This window comes from Mucilaginibacter pankratovii (genome assembly GCF_014773265.1).
In the GTDB taxonomy this organism is placed as follows: domain Bacteria; phylum Bacteroidota; class Bacteroidia; order Sphingobacteriales; family Sphingobacteriaceae; genus Mucilaginibacter; species Mucilaginibacter pankratovii.
Window position 1 is genome coordinate 100,650 of sequence record NZ_JACWMY010000013.1, and the last position, 21,944, is coordinate 122,593.

General features: G+C 46.0%; 16 protein-coding genes, 1 tRNA gene and 1 pseudogene. 16 read left to right on the forward strand and 2 right to left on the reverse strand.

Annotated features, from left to right (window positions below):
- Window positions 1-18: 18 nt before the first annotated feature.
- A pseudogene (locus IDJ77_RS28065) lies at window positions 19-801 on the forward strand (recombinase family protein); the annotation flags it as partial.
- Window positions 802-1,532: 731 nt separating this feature from the next.
- Here the strand turns inward: IDJ77_RS28065 and IDJ77_RS22530 are convergent.
- Both IDJ77_RS22530 and IDJ77_RS22535 read right to left on the reverse strand, forming a co-directional pair.
- A tRNA-Ser gene (locus tag IDJ77_RS22530) sits at window positions 1,533-1,619 on the reverse strand.
- A 189-nt stretch (window positions 1,620-1,808) separates the two neighbouring features.
- A complete protein-coding gene (locus IDJ77_RS22535; protein ID WP_191191240.1) occupies window positions 1,809-3,878 on the reverse strand; it encodes an HD family phosphohydrolase in 2,070 nt (689 codons plus the stop codon).
- 112 nt (window positions 3,879-3,990) lie between these two features.
- Here IDJ77_RS22535 and IDJ77_RS22540 point away from each other — a divergent pair, with 112 nt between their 5' ends.
- From IDJ77_RS22540 to IDJ77_RS22610, 15 genes are all read left to right on the forward strand, one after another.
- Window positions 3,991-4,848 carry an SPFH domain-containing protein gene (locus IDJ77_RS22540; protein WP_191191241.1) on the forward strand — a complete coding sequence of 286 codons (858 nt, stop codon included), beginning with the start codon at window positions 3,991-3,993 and terminating at the stop codon, window positions 4,846-4,848.
- 1 nt (window position 4,849) lies between these two features.
- Window positions 4,850-5,386 (forward strand): hypothetical protein, encoded by a 537-nt coding sequence (locus IDJ77_RS22545; RefSeq protein ID WP_191191242.1) that lies wholly within the window; start codon window positions 4,850-4,852, stop codon window positions 5,384-5,386.
- A gap of 8 nt (window positions 5,387-5,394) precedes the next feature.
- Window positions 5,395-5,559, forward strand: coding sequence for an Arc family DNA binding domain-containing protein (locus IDJ77_RS22550; RefSeq protein WP_191191243.1), 165 nt, complete (start codon window positions 5,395-5,397; stop codon window positions 5,557-5,559).
- A 179-nt stretch (window positions 5,560-5,738) separates the two neighbouring features.
- A complete protein-coding gene (locus IDJ77_RS22555) occupies window positions 5,739-5,966 on the forward strand; it encodes a UPF0175 family protein (RefSeq protein ID WP_224751199.1) in 228 nt (75 codons plus the stop codon).
- A 21-nt stretch (window positions 5,967-5,987) separates the two neighbouring features.
- Window positions 5,988-6,392 carry a DUF3368 domain-containing protein gene (locus tag IDJ77_RS22560; protein ID WP_191191245.1) on the forward strand — a complete coding sequence of 135 codons (405 nt, stop codon included), beginning with the start codon at window positions 5,988-5,990 and terminating at the stop codon, window positions 6,390-6,392.
- A 142-nt stretch (window positions 6,393-6,534) separates the two neighbouring features.
- Window positions 6,535-7,713 (forward strand): acetyl-CoA C-acyltransferase, encoded by a 1,179-nt coding sequence (locus IDJ77_RS22565; RefSeq protein ID WP_191191246.1) that lies wholly within the window; start codon window positions 6,535-6,537, stop codon window positions 7,711-7,713.
- Window positions 7,714-7,759: 46 nt separating this feature from the next.
- Window positions 7,760-8,686, forward strand: a complete 927-nt coding sequence (locus tag IDJ77_RS22570; protein ID WP_191191247.1) for a hypothetical protein — start codon at window positions 7,760-7,762, stop codon at window positions 8,684-8,686.
- Window positions 8,687-8,796: 110 nt separating this feature from the next.
- Entirely contained in the window at window positions 8,797-10,302 is a 1,506-nt protein-coding gene (locus IDJ77_RS22575) for a POT-type proton-dependent oligopeptide transporter (protein WP_191191248.1), read from the forward strand.
- Between the two features lie 168 nt (window positions 10,303-10,470).
- Window positions 10,471-11,202 carry a polyprenol monophosphomannose synthase gene (locus IDJ77_RS22580; protein WP_191191249.1) on the forward strand — a complete coding sequence of 244 codons (732 nt, stop codon included), beginning with the start codon at window positions 10,471-10,473 and terminating at the stop codon, window positions 11,200-11,202.
- Between the two features lie 134 nt (window positions 11,203-11,336).
- Window positions 11,337-12,359, forward strand: coding sequence for a Holliday junction branch migration DNA helicase RuvB (gene ruvB, locus IDJ77_RS22585; RefSeq protein WP_191191250.1), 1,023 nt, complete (start codon window positions 11,337-11,339; stop codon window positions 12,357-12,359).
- Window positions 12,360-12,523: 164 nt separating this feature from the next.
- Complete coding sequence (locus IDJ77_RS22590; protein ID WP_191191251.1) at window positions 12,524-13,117, forward strand: RNA polymerase sigma factor; 594 nt, start codon at window positions 12,524-12,526, stop codon at window positions 13,115-13,117.
- Between the two features lie 89 nt (window positions 13,118-13,206).
- On the forward strand, window positions 13,207-14,400 hold the full coding sequence (locus tag IDJ77_RS22595) for a FecR family protein (protein ID WP_191191252.1): 1,194 nt from the start codon (window positions 13,207-13,209) through the stop codon (window positions 14,398-14,400).
- A 245-nt stretch (window positions 14,401-14,645) separates the two neighbouring features.
- Complete coding sequence (locus IDJ77_RS22600; RefSeq protein WP_191191253.1) at window positions 14,646-18,050, forward strand: TonB-dependent receptor; 3,405 nt, start codon at window positions 14,646-14,648, stop codon at window positions 18,048-18,050.
- A gap of 26 nt (window positions 18,051-18,076) precedes the next feature.
- Window positions 18,077-19,576: a RagB/SusD family nutrient uptake outer membrane protein gene (locus IDJ77_RS22605; RefSeq protein WP_191191254.1), complete on the forward strand. Its 1,500-nt coding sequence runs from the start codon at window positions 18,077-18,079 to the stop codon at window positions 19,574-19,576.
- Window positions 19,577-19,660: 84 nt separating this feature from the next.
- The gene (locus IDJ77_RS22610) at window positions 19,661-21,943 is read left to right on the forward strand and encodes a GH92 family glycosyl hydrolase (protein ID WP_191191255.1); all 2,283 of its coding nucleotides are present in this window, start codon (window positions 19,661-19,663) and stop codon (window positions 21,941-21,943) included.
- The last annotated feature ends 1 nt before the right edge of the window (window position 21,944 follow it).

Genomic DNA, 21,944 nt, shown 5'->3' on the forward strand with positions numbered 1-21,944 from the left:
CATAAAAATTAATGGAGTATGGATGCTATAGGATATATCAGGATAAGCCAGAAAGACCAGTCAACACACTCACTGGAATACCAGGAAAAAAGTATCCGGGACTACTGTGACAGAAACCTCATCAAACTGGGCAACCTGTTTATTGATAACGGCCAGAAAAGCGACACGTTCGACCGGGCCGATTTTAAAGCGCTGGAGACTTTCATCAAAGATCACAAGGGCAAGACTAAAGTAAAATACCTGATCATCTTTGACCATGACCGCTTTAGCCGAAACCTGCCGGAAGCATTGCAGAAAATTGAATCACTCGAAAAGAAATATGGTTTAAAAGTGATCGCAGTTACAGAACCGCTGGACATTGATACCGCTGATCCTTCGGTTTTCCTGCTAAGGGCTTTTAAATATCTGATCGCGAACCAGGAATTGTTGACCATCAGGAAGCGGGCAAAGGTCAGTGCCAGACATGCGCAGGAATCAGGCAGGTATATCAACCTGGCACCTTATGGTTACCTGAATGGCAGGCAGCCCGGCGGTAAAATGATACTGATTATAGACGAAACCAAAGCCTATATCGTGCGGAAGATCTACCGGGATTTCTTAGCAGGTGTTCCCCGTTTTATGATCTTTAAGGAGATCCGTGAACTCGGTTTCCCGCATAGCAGCAAAAGCGCGTTGCACAGGATATTGACAAATCCTTTGTATGCAGGATTGGTTAGGGTATGCGCAAGCGGCAACATTCCGGAAAAGATTATCAAAGCTATACATGAGCCTATTGTGACGGAATCGCAATATTACCGGACACAGGAAATGCTTGGTTTAAGTAAAAGACTGATGCAGTCAAAACCAAAGGATGAATTTCCGTTAAAGGGTGTTTTGTTAAGCCCCTGCTGTAATACGTTAATGACCGCAGGCTGGACGAAAGGGAAAACGAAATACTACCTGTACTACCGGTGTATCCCGCATAGCGGTATCAATATATCGGGAACGATGCTGCATGATAAGTTTAAAGAACTACTAAATTATATCAGCTTTACACCGTCATTCATTGATAAGCTGACACAACGGGTGCCACAATTGGCCAAAGGTATGCTGGACATTAAGGACAAGCGCTTTAAAATATTGCAGACCCAGTTGACCGCATTAGAAGTAAAGATCGAAAACGCGGAACAAAAGCTGTTCGATGATACCATCAATGCTGCTACTTACAAAAAGTGGATGAAGAAGTTCAATGCGGAGAGGGCCAGGCTGAAAGACGAATTTACGTATCTCGAAGACCTGGATGACCGCCTGCAACAGGAATTACTGACTTTGCCTTACATGCTTAATCTCCCGCAGGTTTTTGCTGATTCCTCATTAAACCAGCAGCACGCTATCATAAGGGAGGTGTTCAAACAAGGTATTACCTATAAAGAGGGTATGTTTAGAACTCCTTGCATCAATCCGGAGTTTGAATTTAACAGGCTGATTCTCAAAGAAAAAGGGTTGCTCGAAATCGAGCAACCCTCTGGTGATTTTTACAAAGTACCCTCTTGCGGTGAGGGAGGGATTCGAACCCTCGGTACAGTTGCCCGTACGTCAGTTTAGCAAACTGATCCTTTCGGCCTCTCAGGCACCTCACCAGGTATTAAAAATAAAATCCCTTTTTTCGGGATTGCAAATATAGCAAATCAGCCTGCGTGTCAAAAAAAAAAATGACTTATTAGCTATCCGCCTGATTATGTGGTAAATTATTTAGTAAGCAGACCACAAAATCGGCCAAAATTCAGGAAAATCACTCACAGTTCTCTTGATTAGCTGCTGGTTCACCGTTAATAATCTATCCTTACGTGATAAATACTCATCAACATCCGTTTAAAGATGGTTTTGATGGTTTCGAGGTCTTTTAGGGTTATATTACTGTCTTTCAACTGGTTTTGATCCAGTTTGTATTTTACGATGCGATCTACCAGTACGCTGATAGATTCCTCGTCCGGCTCCTTCAAAGAGCGCGAAGCGGCCTCAACCGAGTCGGCAAGCATCAAAACGCCGGCTTCTTTGGAGAAAGGAATAGGCCCGGGATAGCGGAAAATGTTCTCGTTGATGAATTTTTCGGGGAAGTTCTTTAAAAACGACTGGTAGAAGTAATCTACTCTGGTATTGCCATGATGCGTGCGGATAAAATCAATCACGATCTCGGGCAGGTTAGCTTTGCGCGCCATTTCTATACCTTTGCTTACGTGGCGGATGATGATCTGGGCACTCTCCTCGTAAGGCAGCTTATCATGGGGGTTAAAGTGCGAGGTTTGGTTCTCAATAAAAAACAATGGGTTCTGCATTTTGCCGATATCGTGGTACAAAGCCCCTGCCCTAACCAGCAGCGCATTACCGCCAATAGAATAGATTGCATTCTCGGCAAGGTTGGCCACCTGCAACGAATGCTGAAACGTACCTGGTGCGCTAAATGCCATCTCGCGTAATAAGGGCGCATTGGTATTGGTCAGTTCTATCAGGGTGATATCTGATGTAATGGCGAACATCTTTTCAAAGGCGTAGATCAATGGATAAGCCAGTAAGGTTAGCATCACGCTTCCCGCAAATGGGAGGAAGTCCATCCAGTCGATAGCGCTAAACGAACCTTCGCGTACCAGCGATATCCCCATAAAGGAAACAAAGTAAGCGAAGGTGATGATGAGCGCTGAAATCAGAAACTGCTCGCGACGCAGCAGGTTTTTAATGCTGTAAATAGATACCATTCCCGCCGTGATCTCGAAAAAAGCAAATTCGAAACTGTTTGGCACAAAAAAACCCGCTATCAATACCACCAGCAGGTGAATATTAAGCGCCAAACGTGTATCAAACAAAATGCGGATAATAATAGGGACAATACAATAAGGAATGTAGTACAAATTGCCCGGCCATTGCAGCTTAATAGCAAGCGATAGTGTGGCCAGCATAGCGGTTACCACAAGCAAAATCAAACTCACCAAACGGTTGTCATCATAAATATCGCGCCTGAACAGGTATAGAAAAATCATTAGCAAGGTTATAACCAGCCCAACCAGCAAAAACTGCCCCAGTAGCACCAGCGTATGGTTACCGTTGATGCGAGCGTTGTCCTCAAAAGCCTTTTTAAAGGAGCCCAGCTTTTGAAAGGCCTCATCATTTATAACCGAGCCTTTACTTATGATGGTTTCTCCCTTTTGCACCATGCCACGGGTAATGGAAAGGTTTTCAACCACTTCCTGCTCCAGCCTTTGGGTAAGCTTCAGATCATAAGTAAGGTTGGTTTGCAGCCTGTCCTGCATCAGGTTCAGCAGGAAGGCCCTGTCGATATAAGGTACTTTACCTATGGCGTTATCGCAGTAAGCTATTGCTGTTTCGCGGGTGAGAAGGTCGGCGGTATTGCGCTCGGTTGCAATATTATTATTAAGTATAGTAACCTTGTAATTAGGATTGCCTTGCTGATACTTTGAGTTTGGCTTAAAAATGCCGCGGGCATAAACTTCATTAAGCAGCGAAATGCCTGTTTGAAGGTATTGGGCCTTAAACTTATCATTAATGCCCGCCGTATGCCATTTGATCTCCAGATCGGTTTTAAAACCTTCCACCAACTGCTTGCCTACATCTGTGTTTAGTTGATAAACGGGCGTTACGGTAGCCAGCGCTGTTTTTTCGTCGGCTTCTATCTCCTGGTTGGTTTTTAAGATGGCGAAGTTATAGGGCGATACCAGATCTTTTTGGTTCCATATCCTCCCCTTTTCGTATTCGTAGCCAAATTTAGCCTGTTTAGGCAGGGCGTAAACGATAACGCTCACGCTGGCTATCATCATAAAAAATTTAACATTTAGCGCGTATTTACGCAATAATGCCTTCTGCCGCGACGATGATAATTTTGCCATTTGCGAGTTTAACCTATCAAAAATAATATAAGTTTCGGTTAAATGCGTTTTTTCTTGTTTTTATCAAAACAAAGTTGATATCTTTATGATATCATTTTAAATCATTTAAACCATGAACTCTGAAAAAGTTATCACAGCGCCTTCGGGCTATTTGGCCTTGTTGTTGTTCTTTTTGCTTGGCGGGGCAGCAGCATATTTCTTTGCTACACACAGCCCGATTCCGGGGGTTATTATTACAGTTGTAGATATTATAGTAGTGCTTTGCGGACTTATCGTGGTAAACCCGAATGAGTCGCGTGTGCTTATCCTGTTTGGTAACTACATGGGCACGGTTAAATCGGGCGGTTTTTATTGGGTGAACCCTTTCACTGTTAAAAAGAAAGTTTCCTTACGTGCCTTTAACCTCAACGGGCAGCAATTAAAAGTAAACGATAGCGTGGGTAACCCTATAGAAATTGCCGCAGTAATAGTTTGGCAGGTAAAGGAAACAGCCAAAGCCGTGTTCGCGGTGGAGAATTACCTGCAATACGTAAACATACAAAGCGAGGCGGCAGTACGCCACCTGGCAAACTCTTACCCTTATGATCATATTGAGGATGAAACCGCCAGTATTACCCTCCGCGGCGGTGCCGAAGAGGTAAGCCACATGCTGGAGAAAGAACTGAATGAGCGTTTAGAACGCGCCGGCATAGAGGTGATAGAGGCACGCATATCGCACCTCGCCTATGCGCCCGAAATTGCACAGGCGATGTTGCAGCGCCAGCAGGCATCGGCCATTATTGCCGCACGGAGGCTGATCGTAGAGGGCGCCGTAGGCATGGTAGAAATGGCCCTGAACAAAATGGCCGAAAAGAACATTGTGGAACTTGATGAAGAGCGCAAAGCAGCTATGGTGAGTAACCTGCTGGTAGTGTTATGTGGCGAACGCGCGGTTTCCCCGGTTGTGAATACTGGCACTTTATACCACTAAGATGATGAACGATTTCAGGAATTTCGACCAGCTGAAAACAACCGAGCTGTTTATTACCCGCCATAAGTGGTTCTTCCCCTATTATGAGCTTACCGACGGGCAATTTGTGTATGGCAAGCTAAGTTATAAAAGCCATTGGCGCAGGTACGCTATCATTGAGACAGCCGAAGGTCGCTGGACCATCAAGCACAAGGGTTGGTTTAAATGCGCTATGCTGCTAAACCAGGATGAAGACCAAACCATTGGCACCATTGAGCCCCAGCGCTGGAAACGCGACACTTTGCTTAAGCTGGATAATGGCTTCGAAGCTACTTATCTGTACAAAAAGCTATTTACCAAAGCTTTAACGCTTGCCAGTGCTGCACAGGGCGACATACTGCAGATCATACAGAAACCCTTCGGGATAAAAACACCTTTTAAAATACAGGTTGACGCTTCGCCACAGAAGGTGAAGCTTAATATACCCTTGTTTATTTTGATTGGTGTTAACTTAATTTTATTGCGGCAGGCACAGGCTGCGGCAGCAGCTTCGGCATAAGGAGTATAATGGCAGAGAAAAAAGCATTCGTATTAAGAATAAACCCCGAGGTACTCAAGGAGATAGAGGCTTGGGGTGCCGAAGAATTCCGCAGCACCAACGGGCAGATAGAGTATTTGCTGCAGCAGGCGCTGAACGGGCGCAAAAAAGCCACGCGCAAGAAAAAAGAATAATTTGATCCGGGTGTCTAATCCGTCCAGTTTTTAAAATATAAATGGATTGGACACACTATTGGCCCCCAGTTTGGACATCATCATTCGCTTACGAGAATCTCCCGAAAATTGGTACTTTTTCACAAAAAAGGGAGTTTTATCGTTAAAACTTATTCTTATCTTTATATCATATGACGACGATGACATTACAGGTTCCCGACGCGCTTGAAAAAGAACATGACGAAACCGTCCGTTTAATTGCTGCCAAGTTATATGAATCGGGCAAGTTAACATTGGGGCAAGCAGCGGAAATGTGCAGTATGAAAAAATGGGATTTTGCAGAGATATTGATAAACTACGGTGTGCATTATTTAGATGAAAGCGCAACAGCAGATTTAAATGAGTTCCAAAAAGCTTCCGGAAAATAAAGTTATCATAACCGATACCAGTTGTTTTGTATTACTGGAAAAATCAATGCGCTGGATATCTTGAAGGAAGTATTCGGCGCAATAGTTACTACGCCGGAGATCAAAAAAGAATATGGCAAACCTTTACCAGAATGGGTAATCATCCAGCCGGCCAACCAGGTGCTCAATTTAAAATTCCAAAAGCATGTTGACGAAGGCGAAGCCAGCGCAATTTCTTTAGCTTCCGAAATATCCTGTGATTTCATTATTCTTGATGATATAGCCGCTCGCAAACTCGCCCAAAAACTTGGTTTACCCATAAAAGGAACTATCGGAGTTTTATTGACAGCTAAACAATTAGGTGTAATTCCGTTCTTTAGCCCCTACCTAAAATTAATTCAACAAACTAATTTCAGGTTATCACCGCAATTAGCCCAACAATTTTGATTGACGCAGGTGAATAGCAATCACTACGGCCTTCACAACCGCCACATAATACTATGCATGCATAATAAATTATCCACACCGCGTTATTCTTGAAACAAAAAATATAAATTTGCGCCACCAAATATAAAAGGCACTCATCATTATGAAAGAAGTATATATCGTATCGGCAACGCGTACCCCTATCGGCAGTTTCGGGGGTAGCCTGGCAAGTTTATCGGCTACACAATTAGGCGCTGTGGCTATCAAATCGGCAGTCGAAAAAGCTGGCTTGCAACCCTCCGATATCCAGGAAGTATATATAGGCAATGTGCTGTCGGCAAGTTTGGGCCAGGCTCCTGCTACACAGGCTGCAATATTTGCAGGCCTCCCTTTTATGCCCGCTACTACGGTTAACAAGGTTTGCGCTTCGGGCATGAAAGCTATTATGCTGGCTGCCCAAAGCATCGCCAACGGCGATAACGATATTGTACTGGCTGGTGGTATGGAAAGCATGAGCAATGTGCCTTACTACCTGGACAAGGCCCGCAACGGTTACCGTTTAGGCAATGGCCAGATCACCGACGGCCTGGTGAAAGACGGCCTTTGGGATGTGTATAACGATTACCACATGGGCTCGGCTGCAGAACTTTGCGCCGTAGACTGCAACGTTACCCGCGAAGAGCAGGATGCTTTTGCCATAGAATCGTACAAACGCGCGCAGGCATCACAAGCAGCCGGTAAGTTTGCCGATGAGATAACCCCGGTTGAACTGAAAGATAAAAAAGGCGAAGTAACCTTATTTAGCAATGATGAGGAACCTGCTACTGTAAAGTTTGATAAGATCCCTACGCTAAAACCTGTATTTAAAAAGGACGGTACGGTTACTGCGGCCAATGCTTCAACCCTGAATGATGGCGCCGCTGCCTTAGTTTTAATGAGCAGAGAAAAAGCAGAAGCGATGGGCATCAAACCTTTAGCCAAAATAGTTTCTTTTGCCGATGCGCAGCAGGCACCTGAGTATTTTACTACAGCGCCCTCAAAAGCTATCCCATTAGCATTGCATAAAGCCGGTGTATCAGCAGAACAAATTGATTTCTTCGAGATCAACGAAGCTTTCTCCGTAGTATCGGTAGCAAACAATAAATTATTGAATTTAGACCCTGCAAAGGTGAATGTGAACGGCGGCGCGGTGGCCATCGGGCACCCGCTGGGCGCTTCGGGCGCGCGTATTATTGTTACGCTGATCCATGTTTTACAGCAGAATGGCGGCAAGCTTGGCGCGGCCGGTATCTGCAACGGCGGTGGTGGCGCAAGCGCAATGATTATCGAAAATTTACGTTAACAGGGAATTAGCTGTATTTTAGGTGAATTTTATTGTAAACCCATTGATGAGAGTTTTCCTTTTAGCTTTTACTTTTTTATTTATTTCCACGGTTTCCTTCGCTCAGCATTCTGACGACAGCGGCAATCAAAAGCTGTTGCGCATGTACGAGGATAGCCTGGCTAACCTTGGTAAACGGTTTATAAATGATACCGACGACCTGGCCCGCAAAGCAGCCAACTATAAATTCATCCCTACGCTGGTATCTGCTTTAAAAGTTAATAATTCCTTCCGGTTCCCCTTCGATTCGGTAAAAAGCGTCAGCATCATCAACGCGCCCGATAACCGTTTTCGTATCATCAGCTGGCATGTAATGAATGCCGACGGTAGCTACCGCTTTTATGGCACAATACAAATGAACACCGGCGATAAACTGGTGATGTACCCCCTGGAAGATTACTCGCCATTATTAAAAAATCCCGAAGACAGCGTTACCAATAACCGCAAATGGTATGGTGCTCAGTATTATAAGATCATTCGGGTAGATACCAGCAATCCGTACTACGTTTTATTAGGCTGGAAGGGTAGCACCGTTCGCTCCAATAAAAAGGTGATAGATGTGATCTCTTTCAACAGGGATAACAAACCGGTAATGGGCATGGGTGTTTTTAATGGCAACGGCAAAACCCGCAAGCGTGTGGTTTTCGAGTATACCCGCCAGGCATCTATGCTGCTGCGTTACGTGCCCGAGCAAAACCTCATCGTTTTTGACCACCTGGCCCCGCCCGATCCCAAAATGAAGGACAAGCCCGATACCTTTGGCCCCGACCTGAGTTACGACGGCTATAAATTAAAAGAAGGCAAATGGGTATTTGTAGAGAACCTGGATATGCGCAACATCCCCCGGCCCGAAGATGTTGATATTATAGACCCGAAAAAGCAGGCGCTTAAAGACAGAGACCAGGTGCCGGTACGAAAAACAATCCAGCAGTAAACAAACCAATTAACCATCATTGATATACCATTCTGTAATAATTTCGGTATAAAATTTTGGTTTAGTATAATTATAGTATTTTTAGCGCAAATTTTATCCCCACAACAATAATGCAGGAAACCCCGATAGCATCAGAAAAGCCGAAAGGCCGCATCCCCAGAAGTGTACCCTTTATTATAGGCAACGAATTTGCCGAACGTTTTAGCTTTTACGGAATGCGGAGCATATTGGCCGTGTTCCTGGTGCACCAGTTTTTTAGTCATGATGCTACCGCTATAGCCAACGCAAAATCAAACAGTATCAACCATACTTTCTCAACACTGGTATACGCTACACCCCTGCTTGGCGCTATTCTGGCCGATTGGTTCTTTGGCAAATACCGCGTTATCCTCATCGGCTCGCTTATTTATACCATCGGGCACTTTTTACTCTCGATGTTTGATACCTCTCTTAGTGGTTTCCAAACCGGGCTCATCATCATCGCGTTTTCAGCAGGTGCCATCAAATCATGTGTATCAGCCAACGTAGGCGATCAGTTCGATCATAGCAATCAGCATTTAATGAGCAGCATTTACAGCTGGTTCTACTTCAGCATCAACGCCGGCTCTATGGTAAGTTTGGCTTTGATACCCGTTATTTACGAAAAATGGGGCGCTTCATGGGCATTTGGTGTACCGGGTATACTGATGGCTTTGGCAACGCTCATCTTTTTTTCTGGCCGCAAATCATATGTAAAATTACCGCCTAAGGGCATCAATAAAGACAACTTTGTATCGGTTAGCCTTTACGCGCTTTCGTGCAAACTCGGCGGAAAGGCAAAAGCTGCCGGCAAAACCGCATGGGAATGCGCAGAAGCGAAATATGGTGAAGAAAAGGTAGACGGTATAAAAGCAGTTTGGCGCGTTATGGCGGTGTTTGCCTTTATCCCGGTGTTCTGGTCGCTTTGGGATATGAACAGTGCCGAGTGGGTGCTGCAATCAAAAGAACTTGACCTTAGCCTCGGCATCTTCGGCTGGAAGGTTTTACCATCGCAGATCCAAACCGTAAACGCTTTCTTCCTGCTGGCGTTCATCCCTATCTTCAACTATGGTTTATACCCGCTGGTACAAAAACTCGGCATTAAATTAACCCCGTTGCGTAAAATTGGCTTTGGCTTGTTTGTAACCGGCTTTAGCTTCGTGATCATCGCATTGTTGCAAGAGAAGGTTGATGCGGGCCAGCACCCATCGGTTTGGTGGCAGATATTAGCCTTCGCCATCCTTTCGGCCGGCGAAGTATTGGTATCTATCACAGGCCTGGAGTATGCTTACACGCAATCTCCTCCATCTATGAAAAGCACCATGACGGCTATCTGGTACTTCACTTATTCTATCGGTTCGTTCTTCAACGCAGTGGTAAATAACAGCATCGCCGGTGGTGGTATGTTTAAAAACTTTACCGGTGCATCGTTCTTTTGGCTGTTTGTGGCCATTTGCTTCGGTTTTGTGGTGGTATTTGTTATTGTGAGCCCTTTCATTAAAGAAAAAGCGTACCTGGCCGCCGATGTACTGGCAAAAGGTATGGATATCCGCGACGATCATACCAGCAAAATTCATCCCGATAACCCTATCGTATAAAATATTTACGCGCCTAAGGCGTTTGCATTTAAGGCAACAAATAGCGTGTAAAGAAAATATTACTTAAAAATTACAGGATTGCTAAAGCTTTCCTGTTTTTTTATTTCGAACCATTACAAATTGGGTTATTTTAGCCGTTTACATTTACCTCATTTCAATTATTGATAAGTGCCGGATAGTATAGTAATTATACCTACCTATAACGAAAAGGAAAACATCGAAAGGATGATCCACAAGGTGTTTTCGCTTGTGCACGATTTCCATTTACTCATCATCGACGATGGTTCGCCCGATGGCACCGCCAGGATTGTCAGATCTTTACAGCGCGATTACGGCGAGAAGCTTTTCATTGTAGAGCGAGCGGGCAAACTGGGTTTAGGCACGGCCTACATCCACGGTTTTAAATGGGCAATTGCCAACCATTACGATTATATCTTTGAGATGGATGCCGATTTTTCGCATAACCCCGATGACCTGCTGCGCCTGCGACAGGCATGTATAGATGATAACGATGCGGTTATCGGCTCGCGGTACATTAAGGGTGTAAATGTGGTTAACTGGCCCATGAGCCGCGTGCTGATGAGCTATTTCGCATCCGTTTACGTGCGTTTTATTACGGGTATAGATATCCAGGACTCTACCGCCGGCTTTATGTGTTACCGGCGCAAGGTGCTCGAAACCATCGAACTGGATAAGGTGAAGTTTGTAGGCTACGCCTTCCAGATAGAAATGAAGTTCACCACCATTAAACATGGTTTCAGGGTAAAAGAGATCCCCATCATCTTTACCGACCGGACCGCCGGCACTTCCAAAATGTCAAAAGGCATTTTCAAAGAAGCCGTGTTTGGCGTACTGCAAATGAAATTCAATAGCATTTTCAGGAAGTATCCCGAGGGGTGAGGTTAGGTCGAAAGGTAAAGGGTTAAAGGTAAAAGGTTATAGCGCCGAATAAATCTTAATACTGCATCGAAAAAACAAAACCTTTTACCTTTCGCCTTTAACCTTTCTCCTAAAAATTACTAATTTCGTTGGCAATGAATGAAAATCTTGACCCGGAACGTGAGCGCCTCTCTCCTGCCGAACGCGATATAGAAAAAGTATTGCGCCCGCAGGCTTTTGAAGATTTTACGGGGCAGCATAAGATATTAGCCAACTTAAAAATATTTGTACAGGCGGCCCGCCAGCGTGGCGAAGCGCTGGACCATGTGCTGCTGCACGGCCCTCCCGGGCTGGGCAAAACCACCCTCTCGCACATTGTGGCCAACGAAATGGGCGTCGGTATTAAAATAACATCGGGCCCGGTACTTGATAAACCGGGCGACCTGGCCGGCCTGCTCACCAACCTGGAGACGGGCGACATCCTTTTTATTGACGAGATCCACCGCCTGAGTCCGCTGGTAGAAGAATACCTGTACTCAGCCATGGAAGATTTTAAGATAGATATTATGCTGGAGAGCGGGCCAAACGCGCGTTCGGTGCAGATCTCACTCAACCCCTTCACCCTTGTTGGTGCAACCACCCGCTCGGGATTACTTACTGCGCCATTACGGGCAAGGTTTGGCATCAACGCCAGGCTGGAATATTACGACGCAAAACTTTTAACCACCATCGTTTTACGCTCCTCATCCATATTAAAAACCCCCATCAGCGATGAAGGCGCCTACGAAATTGCGCGCCGTAGCCGCGGTACACCCCGTATTGCCAACGCCCTGCTGCGCCGTACGCGGGATTTTGCCCAGATAAAGGGAGATGGCAACATTGATACCGCCATTGCCAAATACGCTTTGAATGCCCTTAACGTAGATGAGCACGGGCTGGACGAGATGGATAACCGCATTCTTACAACCATTATAGATAAATTTAAAGGTGGCCCTGTGGGCTTAAAAACCATAGCCACCGCCGTCGGCGAAGAAGAGGGTACTATAGAAGAAGTTTACGAACCTTTTTTGATTCAGGAAGGTTTTTTAATGCGAACAGCCCGTGGCCGCGAGGCAACCGAAGCCGCTTATAAGCATTTAGGCAGGATAAAACTGGGCGGTAATCCGTCATTATTTTAACATTTTTCGCCGAATGGTGATTTTTATCAAAGGTTAAATATTTACCACTCAAGCAATTAAAATGTGTATAAATTACACAATGTGATACTTTTTTAACATTAAAACATTATTGGGTTTGCGGTTGTAGTATATTTTTTATTACTTGCCGCTACCAATAACAGCCTATGTTAGACGTATTACCTTGCGAAAACGACTTGCTTTTGAGAGTTGCAGATGGAGATGAACATGCCTTTAGCGAACTGTTCAATACCCATCACCAGCTTTTAGGTACGCATATTTACCGAATCACAGGTTCGGCCGAATTGGCCGAAGAAGTGGTGCAGGATGTTTTCCTGAAGATCTGGCTCAGCCGCGAAAGCCTTGCCGCTGTACAGCATTTCCGGGCTTATTTATTTGTAATTTCTAAAAACCATGCGCTCAACTGCCTGCGAAAGCTTGCCAAAGAACGTCTCCGCCAAAAAACCATCGAAGAAAACGCGATGGCGCTGATCCCCGAAGAGAATAGCGGCTTAGATGCTTATTACAGCCTGCTCGACGAGGCTATCGATCACCTGCCGCCGCAGCAGCAAAAAGTATACCTGCTTAGCCGCCACAAGCGCCTGAAGTATGATGAGATAGCAAACCAGATGGGCATCTCGCGCGAAACCGTGAAGAAATACCTGCAGGCATCTACCCATTCTATCACCAATTTTGTACAGTCGAACATGGACATGTCGGCTGTTATTGCGCTTGCCGCAATTATTTTGAAAAAAAATTAAGAAGCAATACCCCCTTTTTATTTGCCTTTTGTGTCTTTAACATAAAGCTCCCCGGCTTTTATACACTGCCAATTTTTGAACAAGATTTAATGAAAACATCCAGGTTGAGGTTGCAATACCTTTTTGATAAATATTATAACCAAACGGCCACTCCGCAAGAGCGCGACGAACTGTTTGCTATAATAGATGCCGGCAAGTGCGATGAGGAACTGTCACGCTACATTCGCCAGGCCTGGGACGAGCTTAAACCGGGAGAGCCATTATTTGATCCCGAGAGATCAAGCGCCATTTTAAAGAATATATTAGGCTCCGCCGATGCGGATACCAGCAAAAAACCAGGCAAGCCATTGATTCTATGGGGCAAAATAGCGGCGGCGGCAGTGATGTTATTGTTCGTTGGCTTTTGCGCGCACAAGTACCTACGACAAAAAAAAACTGTGCAGACACAGGCCGTAGTGGTAAAGCGCCCTGCGCATGATGCCTTACCAGGCGGCAACAAAGCCATACTTACCCTCGCCAATGGCAAAACCATTGTTTTAGATAACGCCCAAAACGGCACGCTTGCCAAACAAGGCGCCACCATAGTTAAAAAAACCGCCGACGGCCAATTGCTGTATAACGCAGCCGCCATAGCCGACAATAACCCTACCCCATCCATCAATACCATAGTAACCCCGCGCGGCGGGCAGTACCAAATTATTTTGCCCGATGGCACTAAAGTTTGGCTGAACGCGGCTTCTTCGCTGCGCTTTCCTACGTTTTTTACTGGTAAAACCCGTGAGGTGAACATCACCGGTGAGGCATATTTTGAAGTGGCTAAAAACCCGGCGATGCCATTTAAAGTTAAAACCAACCGGGCCGAAATTGAGGTATTAGGCACCCATTTCAACATAATGGCCTACGATGATGAGGCCACCATGAAAACCACCCTGCTGGAAGGCGCGGTGAATATCAAAAGCGGCAGCTTTAATGCAAGGCTGAAACCCGGCCAGCAGGCCCAGATAACCGCCAACGGCCAAAGCAAAGTGGTTGATGATGTAGACGTAGACGACGAAACCGCCTGGAAGAACGGCATCTTCCAGTTCAGGGATGCGGGGATAGATATGATACTGCGCCAGGCATCGCGCTGGTACGATGTAGATGTGGTTTACAAAGGTAAGATACCCCACCGCGAATTTAATGGCCGTATAGCACGCAATGTCAAAGCATCGGAGTTGCTGAATATGCTGGAGTATACCGGCGTAAAATTAAAAATTGAAGGAAAGAACATCATTGTTTTATAACCAGCCAAAAAAACACCCAATACATATTTACCAATATCCACCTTTAAAAAACGCATCATGACAGAAGAACTACGACGAAAACCAAGTTAGCCCGCAAGGCGAACCCGGTTGGGCTAAACGTACCAACAGATCATAAAAAAACCGGGAAGTGTTTCGACCCACTTCTCCGGCTAAATATCTGGGTTCCCCAACCATCGCAATCAGACGAATTGAAACTTAATGTTTAACCCAAACTCTACAAACTTATGAATTTTAATTCTAAGGCCCTGCCCGAGGCGTGGCCTAAACTTTCCAAAATTATTTTGGTTATGAAACTCACTGCCATTTTAATAATTGCAGCATTCACTACTGTAAGCGCTAAAACGTTTAGCCAGGTGGTTTCTTTAAAACAAAAGAACACCTCGGTTGAAAAGATCCTGCGCCAGATAGAAAAACAAACCGGTTATCATTTTATGTATGATAAGCAGGATGTATCAAAGGCGGGCGCTATCAACATCGATGTAACGAAAGTCACCATTGCAGAGGCGCTCGACAAAGCCTTTGAAGGCCAGCCGCTTACCTACAAGATCTTCCAGGAGACCATTGTGGTAAAAAAGAAGGATGCCGACAATAACTCCGTTGAAATTAAAGCGATAGACATTGTTGGTACCGTTACCGATGCCAAAGGCCCCCTCCCCGGTGTTAACGTAAAGCTTAAAGGCACTACAACCGGTACCGTAACCGATGTAAACGGCAAGTACAAACTCACCGTTCCCGAGGGCAGCGGCACGCTGGTATTCAGCTTTATTGGCTATAATACGCAGGAAGTTGCCATTAACAATCGCACAACCGTTGATGTGTTACTGGCAGAGCAGCCAATGGCGCTTAACGAAGTGGTGGTAGTTGGTTACGGCACCCAAAAACGTGTAGACCTTACCGGATCGGTAGGTAGCGTGAGCGGCCGCCAGTTACAGGAAAGGCCCCAAACCAACCTCGAGCAGCAATTGGCCGGTAAACTTGCCGGTGTAAACGTATCTACCAACTCGGGCGCACCGGGTGGCGCTACCAAAATCCGCATCCGTGGGTACAGCTCTATCAACACTAATACCGACCCATTGTACGTGGTAGATGGCGTGGTTTGGACAGAAGGCGGTAACGCCATCAACCCCAACGATGTAGAATCGATAGATGTGCTGAAAGATGCATCCTCTACCGCTATTTATGGTACACGTGGTGCAAACGGCGTTATTTTGGTGACCACCAAACGTGGCAACAAAGGCGCGCCATCTGCAATAAGCTACGATAGCTATGTAAGCGTAAGCAAAATGGCACGCAAAATACCGGTACTAAACGCCAAACAGTTTTTAGCTGTGGAAGACCAATCGTACGCTAACATCAAAAAATACGACCCGGTTGGCTGGGCGGCAGGCAAGTACGCCGATGACGACCCAAAGGTTATCCGTACCGCACTCATTGGTAAGCTGTTCGACTCGAACCTGCAGCCGCTGTATGATGTAGACTGGCAGGACGAGACCACCCGCACCGCTGTGAGCCAAAACCATAACCTATCGTTCACCGGCGCTACAGAAAAGCTTAACTATGGTTTATTCTTAAACTATGCCGACGATCAGGGTATCATCATCAACAGCTACTTAAAACGCTACAATGCCCGCCTTACTTTTGATAACCAGGTAAAATCGTGGTTAAAGGTTGGCGCTACCTTAAACTATAATGCCCAGGATGGACGAGCCCAGGATAACGGAACCGGCGGTAACAATATCCCGCGTATGCTTATCGAGATGATACCTATCATCCCTATAAAATACCCCGACGGCAGCTATGGTAAACGTACCGATTATCCCAATATGGAAGGCGGCGACAACCCGGTTGCACAGTTAAACGAAATTAATCAATTGACCAGGATCCGCGTATTTAGCGGTAACGGTTATTTAAACTTCAACCTGTTCCCGGGTCTGCAATTTCGCAGTACGCTGGGTGTAACTACCTCTGCCAACTACTATCCTAACTCGCAAACCGGTTTGGTTGGCGGCGCCACGCCCGATCAAAAGTACAGTTCGGCATCCATCAGCGAACGCAACAACACCTTCTGGCAATGGGAGAACCACTTCACCTACGATAAAACGTTTAACAACATCCACAGGATAAACGTTGTAGCGGGTTTCGAGCGCCAGAATTTCAAGCAAACCGGCTTTGGCGCATCCACCAGTATTTTATCTGATAATTTTTATGGTTACTACAACCTCGGCGCAGGAAGCGTACCGGGTATCCCCAGCTCTAACTACGATGCATGGCAAATGCAATCGTTCTTTGGCAGGGTGAATTACAATTACAAAGAGAAATACCTGTTAACAGTTACCGGCCGCCAGGATGGTTCATCGCGCTTTGGTAAAAACGTAAAATACGGGTTCTTTCCTTCTGCCGCACTGGCCTGGCGGGCATCGCAGGAAGCTTTTCTAAAGGATAACAAAACCATTTCCGATCTAAAGTTCCGCTTAAGCTACGGGCTAACAGGTAACTCCGAAATTGGCCAATACCAATCACAGGCCAGGATAGAAACAACCAATTACGTTTTTGGCGGCGCCCAAACTATCGGCACACGCCAAACCACTATTGGTAACGAGGATCTTTCATGGGAGAAAAACTCTGAGATAGATTTTGGTGTATCCCTTGGTTTATTTAACAACCGTGTTACTTTGGAAGCTGACGCCTACTTAAAGAAAACCCAGGCGTTATTGCTGAATGCACCATTACCACAAACAAGTGGTTTCGGCAGCGTTTATAAAAACATAGGTAAGCTGCAAAACAAAGGTTTAGAGTTTACCATCAGCACACAAAACATCAGAACTAATAACTTTAGCTGGAACACCTCCTTCAATATCTCGCTGCTGAAAAGTAAGATCATTTCATTGGGCGAAAGCAACGACGATATCTACCTGTCGCCGGGCTTCCTTTCAGATTTTAACCTGATGCGTGTTGGGCTTGCCCCTGGTAGTTTCTATGGCTACACAGTGTTAGGCACCTGGGGAACCAGCGAAGCTACCGAAGCGGCTAAATACAACCTGTTGCCAGGCGATCTGAAAATAAAGGATTTGAACGGTGACGGCAAGATCAGCGCCGATGACCGCGAGGTATTAGGAAAATCTACTCCGGATGGCTACGGTACCTTTACCAACAACTTCCGCTACAAAAACATCGACCTTGGTGTGGAACTGCAGTTTAACTACGGCAACCAGATCATGAACCTCACCCGCCACTCGGGCCAGGACCGTACCGGCCAGGCAAACAGCTACGCCACCGTATTAAACGCCTGGACGCCTGAGAACCAAAACACCAGCATAGCCGAGAACAGGCCAGCTTACGTGAGGTACCAAACCGAGATCTATTCCACCAAAGTGGAGAACGGATCGTTCATACGTGGCAGGGCGGTAACACTGGGTTACACTTTTGCTGATAACATTCTTAAGAAATTAAAAATGAGCAGGCTGAGGGTTTACGCGCAAGGGCAAAATCTGTTCCTGATAACCAAATACACCGGTTACGATCCTGAGGTATCTACTTACAACGGTAACAGCAACTTTACCCAGGGCATCCAGTTTTATGATTATCCAAAACCAAGAACCTTCCTGCTTGGTGTTAACGCAAGTTTCTAATTAAACAACAATTAATATACGCTATTATGAAGTTTAACTTAAAAAAATACAGGGTCGGCTTGTTACTACTGATCCTTGTTGCGCCCCTCGGCAGCTGCAGAAAATACCTCGACGAGGAAAATAAAGGCAATTTTGTAAAGGATAACTACTTTACAAGCGCATCGCAGGCCCAAACCTTTGTAAATGGTATTTATACCTCGTTATACATGTTCCAAAACGGCGATGCCTATGGCGAAAGCCCCTTTATCACCATTGAACTTTTTGCAGGCCACACTACATCGCTAGGGCAGAGTGTAAACAACAGGGCCGTTATCACCCAAACTACAAGTTCGGTTAATCCGGGTTTTCAAACGGTATGGGCCAATAGTTATAATGCTATTTCTAATGCTAACATCGCTATCGCCAACATCCCCAAGATCAGTATGGATGATGCCGCAAAAAAACGCCTGCTGGGCGAGGCGTACTTTTTAAGGGCGTTCTTTTATTATCACCTGGTGAGGCTTTATGGCGATGTGCCTTTAATTACCGAGCCGGTTGCCATAAACAGCGAGAACCTGTACCCTACCCGTACCCCTATTGCCGATGTGTACGCGCAGATTGTAACCGACCTGCAGGCTGCAAAGGCTTCGGGCATGGCAGAAAAAGACGAAACCGGCCGCGCATCGCTTGGTGCTGTGCGCACATTGCTTGGCAGCGTATACTTAACCATGGCGGGGTTCCCCTTAAACAAACCAGAGAACTACGCCCTGGCCGCACAGGAAGTTTTACCGGTGTTAAGCCAGTACACCCTGTTTGATAAGTACGACTACTTGCACGATAACGCGCATAAAAACACCGGCGAGCTCATCTTCCAGATCAACTATTTGGTGGGTGTGCGCGAAAATGCTATCCCGCAGCTAACGCTGCCATTCAATCTGCAGGTTGGAGCATACGGCGATCACCTCGGCGCTATGATACCTACAAACGAGTTTGTTGCCAGCTACCCCGCCGGCGATCTGCGTACACAGGAAAGGCAATTTTATTTTTCCAGCTATCCCAAGGATAAAGACCCCGGAACCATTATTCAATTTGGCGAACACGCGCTTTATAAATACTTCCATGTGGAAAGCGCCCTGGGCAATGGTAAAAGCGACGAGAACTACACTTTGCTGCGCCTGCCCGAAGCAATGCTGATATATGCCGAGGCGAGTAACGAAGCCGAAGGCAGCCCAAATGCCACGGCTATTGCGCAGCTGAATAAAATACGGGCGCGCGCTCAACTTGCACCCATAGGCGCATTATCAAAACAGGCCTTTAGGGAAGAGGTTTGGCGCGAGCGTTATCACGAGCTGGCCTACGAGGATAAATCTTATTTTGATATCCAGCGTACTCACAAGGTATATGACGTTAAAAACAACACCTTTGGCGAGGCTACCTCCACCCCTAACGAACAGGGGGTAACCATGAAGCAGCAGTATTACCTGTGGGCGATACCGCAAAGGGAGATAAATACCAACACAAAACTCACCCAAAACCCCGGGTGGTAATAATTTTACAATATAAAAGACTGGCAATACCCGCCAGTCTTTTATATTTACCGGCAGTTTAATTCTGCCAATATCAATTCATGTATGAAAAAAAGATTCCTCTTTTTAAGCTCGATACTTTTCGCTACCACAACCTTTGCCCAACAGGCCGCTAAAATAACCGACCCGGTTGAATGGATAAACCCCCTAATGGGTACCCAATCTAAATACGACCTGAGTAACGGTAACACCTACCCTGCCATTGCCCTGCCCTGGGGGATGAACTTTTGGACACCGCAAACCGGAAAAATGGGTGATGGTTGGCAATATACCTACGATGCCTACAAGATAAACGGCTTTAAACAAACCCACCAGCCATCGCCGTGGATGAATGATTACGGGCAGTTTGCCATTATGCCCGCAACGGGCAAAATAAAAGTTACCCAAAATGGCCGTCAAAGCTGGTTCTCTCATAAAACAGAGATAGCCAAACCCTACTACTACAGCGTTTACCTGGCCGACCATGATGTTACTACCGAAATAACACCTACCGAGCGCAGCGCGCAGTTCAGGTTCACCTATCCAAAATCGGATAGCTCCTTTATTGTGATAGATGCTTTCGACAAGGGCTCATACATTAAAGTAGACCGCAGCGCAGGCAAAATAGTAGGCTACTCTACCAAGTACGCCCGCGGGCCGCTAAAAAACTTTAAAAACTACTTTGTTATTTATGTAGATAAGCCTATCGCCCTGGCTCAGGTTTATAGCGACAGCACTTTGAACGAGGGCAGCGAACTTAATGCCAAGCATGTGAGCGCGGTTATTGGTTTTAAAACAGCCAAAGGCAAGAAAGTAAACCTGCGGGTTGCTTCGTCTTTCATCAGCATAGAACAAGCTGAAATAAGCCTGCAACGCGAGGTTGGTAAAGATAATTTTGATGCGACTTGTGCTAAGGCCAAAGCTACCTGGAACAAAACACTGAACCGTTTAGCGGTTGAAGGCGGCACGGTCGACCAAACCCGTACCTTTTACTCTTGCCTTTACCGGATGCTGTTCTTCCCTAATAAAATGTATGAACTGGATGCGAAGAACCAACCAATACACTGGAGTGCACAAGATGGTGCTATTCACCCCGGCTATAAATTCGCAGGTACGGGCTTTTGGGATACCTTCCGTGCTTTGTACCCCTTCCTGAATTTGGTTTACCCGGCCATCAACAAAGAAATGCAGGCCGGTTTGGTGAACGATTATAAAGAAGGCGGCTGGTTGCCCGAATGGAGCAGCCCGGGTTATTCTGATGTAATGGTGGGCAACAACTCCGCATCTGTAGTATCTGATGCTTACCTCAAGGGTGGCCGTGGTTACGATATCAACACCCTATACGAGGCTTTAACACATGGTGCCAACAACGATGGCCCCAACGCTACCGGCCGCGATGGCGTACAATATTATAATGAGTTAGGTTATGTGCCTTATGACGTGAAGATAAACGAGAACGCCGCGCGTACCTTGGAGTACGCTTACGACGATTTCACCATATATAAATTAGGCAAAGCACTGGGCCGCCCTGCAGCAGAAACCGATTTGTATAAACAACGCAGCATGAACTACAAAAACCTGTTCGACCCGCAAACGGGCCTGATGCGCGGCAAAAACAAAGATGGTAAATTCCAGAGCCCTTTTAATCCTTTTAAATGGGGCGATGCTTTCACCGAAGGTAATAGCTGGCACTACACCTGGAGTGTTTTTCATGATATCAACGGCCTTATCGGTTTAATGGGCGGCAAGCAAAAATTTATAGCTAAACTGGATTCAGTATGGTCCTTACCACCGGTATTTGACGACAGCTATTACGGTGAGGTTATCCACGAGATCCGCGAGATGCAGATAGCAGGCATGGGCCAGTATGCGCACGGTAATCAGCCTATCCAACACATGCCTTACCTGTACAATTACGCGGGCCAGCCATGGAAAACCCAAACCCACGTGCGCGATGTAATGAACAAGCTTTACAAAGCCACCCCGGATGGTTACTGCGGCGACGAGGATAACGGCCAAACATCGGCCTGGTATGTGTTTTCGGCAATGGGTTTTTACCCGGTATGCCCATCCAGCGGCCAGTACGTTTTGGGTACTCCCTTGTTTAAAAAACTCACACTTACCTTAGAGAACGGCAAAAAAGTTATCATCAACGCACCAACAAACAGCGATGCGAACCGTTATGTAAGCGCTTTAACGGTAAACGGCAAGCCGTACGATTACAACTGGCTAAGTCATGCCGCTTTATTGCAGGGCGGGGTACTTAATTTCAGCATGTCGGCAACGCCTAATAAAGCAAGGGGCATCAAAGCTGAGGATGTGCCTTATTCGTTATCAACAGAAAAATAGT

What these genes read in the sequence shown, in the direction of transcription:
- IDJ77_RS22535 (WP_191191240.1), bottom strand. Translation starts at nt 3,878, where the DNA reads ATGGCAAAATTATCATCGTCGCGGCAGAAGGCATTATTGCGTAAATAC.
- IDJ77_RS22540 (WP_191191241.1), top strand. Translation starts at nt 3,991, where the DNA reads ATGAACTCTGAAAAAGTTATCACAGCGCCTTCGGGCTATTTGGCCTTG.
- IDJ77_RS22545 (WP_191191242.1), top strand. Translation starts at nt 4,850, where the DNA reads ATGATGAACGATTTCAGGAATTTCGACCAGCTGAAAACAACCGAGCTG.
- IDJ77_RS22550 (WP_191191243.1), top strand. Translation starts at nt 5,395, where the DNA reads ATGGCAGAGAAAAAAGCATTCGTATTAAGAATAAACCCCGAGGTACTC.
- IDJ77_RS22555 (WP_224751199.1), top strand. Translation starts at nt 5,739, where the DNA reads ATGACATTACAGGTTCCCGACGCGCTTGAAAAAGAACATGACGAAACC.
- IDJ77_RS22565 (WP_191191246.1), top strand. Translation starts at nt 6,535, where the DNA reads ATGAAAGAAGTATATATCGTATCGGCAACGCGTACCCCTATCGGCAGT.
- IDJ77_RS22570 (WP_191191247.1), top strand. Translation starts at nt 7,760, where the DNA reads ATGAGAGTTTTCCTTTTAGCTTTTACTTTTTTATTTATTTCCACGGTT.
- IDJ77_RS22575 (WP_191191248.1), top strand. Translation starts at nt 8,797, where the DNA reads ATGCAGGAAACCCCGATAGCATCAGAAAAGCCGAAAGGCCGCATCCCC.
- ruvB (WP_191191250.1), top strand. Translation starts at nt 11,337, where the DNA reads ATGAATGAAAATCTTGACCCGGAACGTGAGCGCCTCTCTCCTGCCGAA.
- IDJ77_RS22590 (WP_191191251.1), top strand. Translation starts at nt 12,524, where the DNA reads ATGTTAGACGTATTACCTTGCGAAAACGACTTGCTTTTGAGAGTTGCA.
- IDJ77_RS22595 (WP_191191252.1), top strand. Translation starts at nt 13,207, where the DNA reads ATGAAAACATCCAGGTTGAGGTTGCAATACCTTTTTGATAAATATTAT.
- IDJ77_RS22600 (WP_191191253.1), top strand. Translation starts at nt 14,646, where the DNA reads ATGAATTTTAATTCTAAGGCCCTGCCCGAGGCGTGGCCTAAACTTTCC.
- IDJ77_RS22605 (WP_191191254.1), top strand. Translation starts at nt 18,077, where the DNA reads ATGAAGTTTAACTTAAAAAAATACAGGGTCGGCTTGTTACTACTGATC.
- IDJ77_RS22610 (WP_191191255.1), top strand. Translation starts at nt 19,661, where the DNA reads ATGAAAAAAAGATTCCTCTTTTTAAGCTCGATACTTTTCGCTACCACA.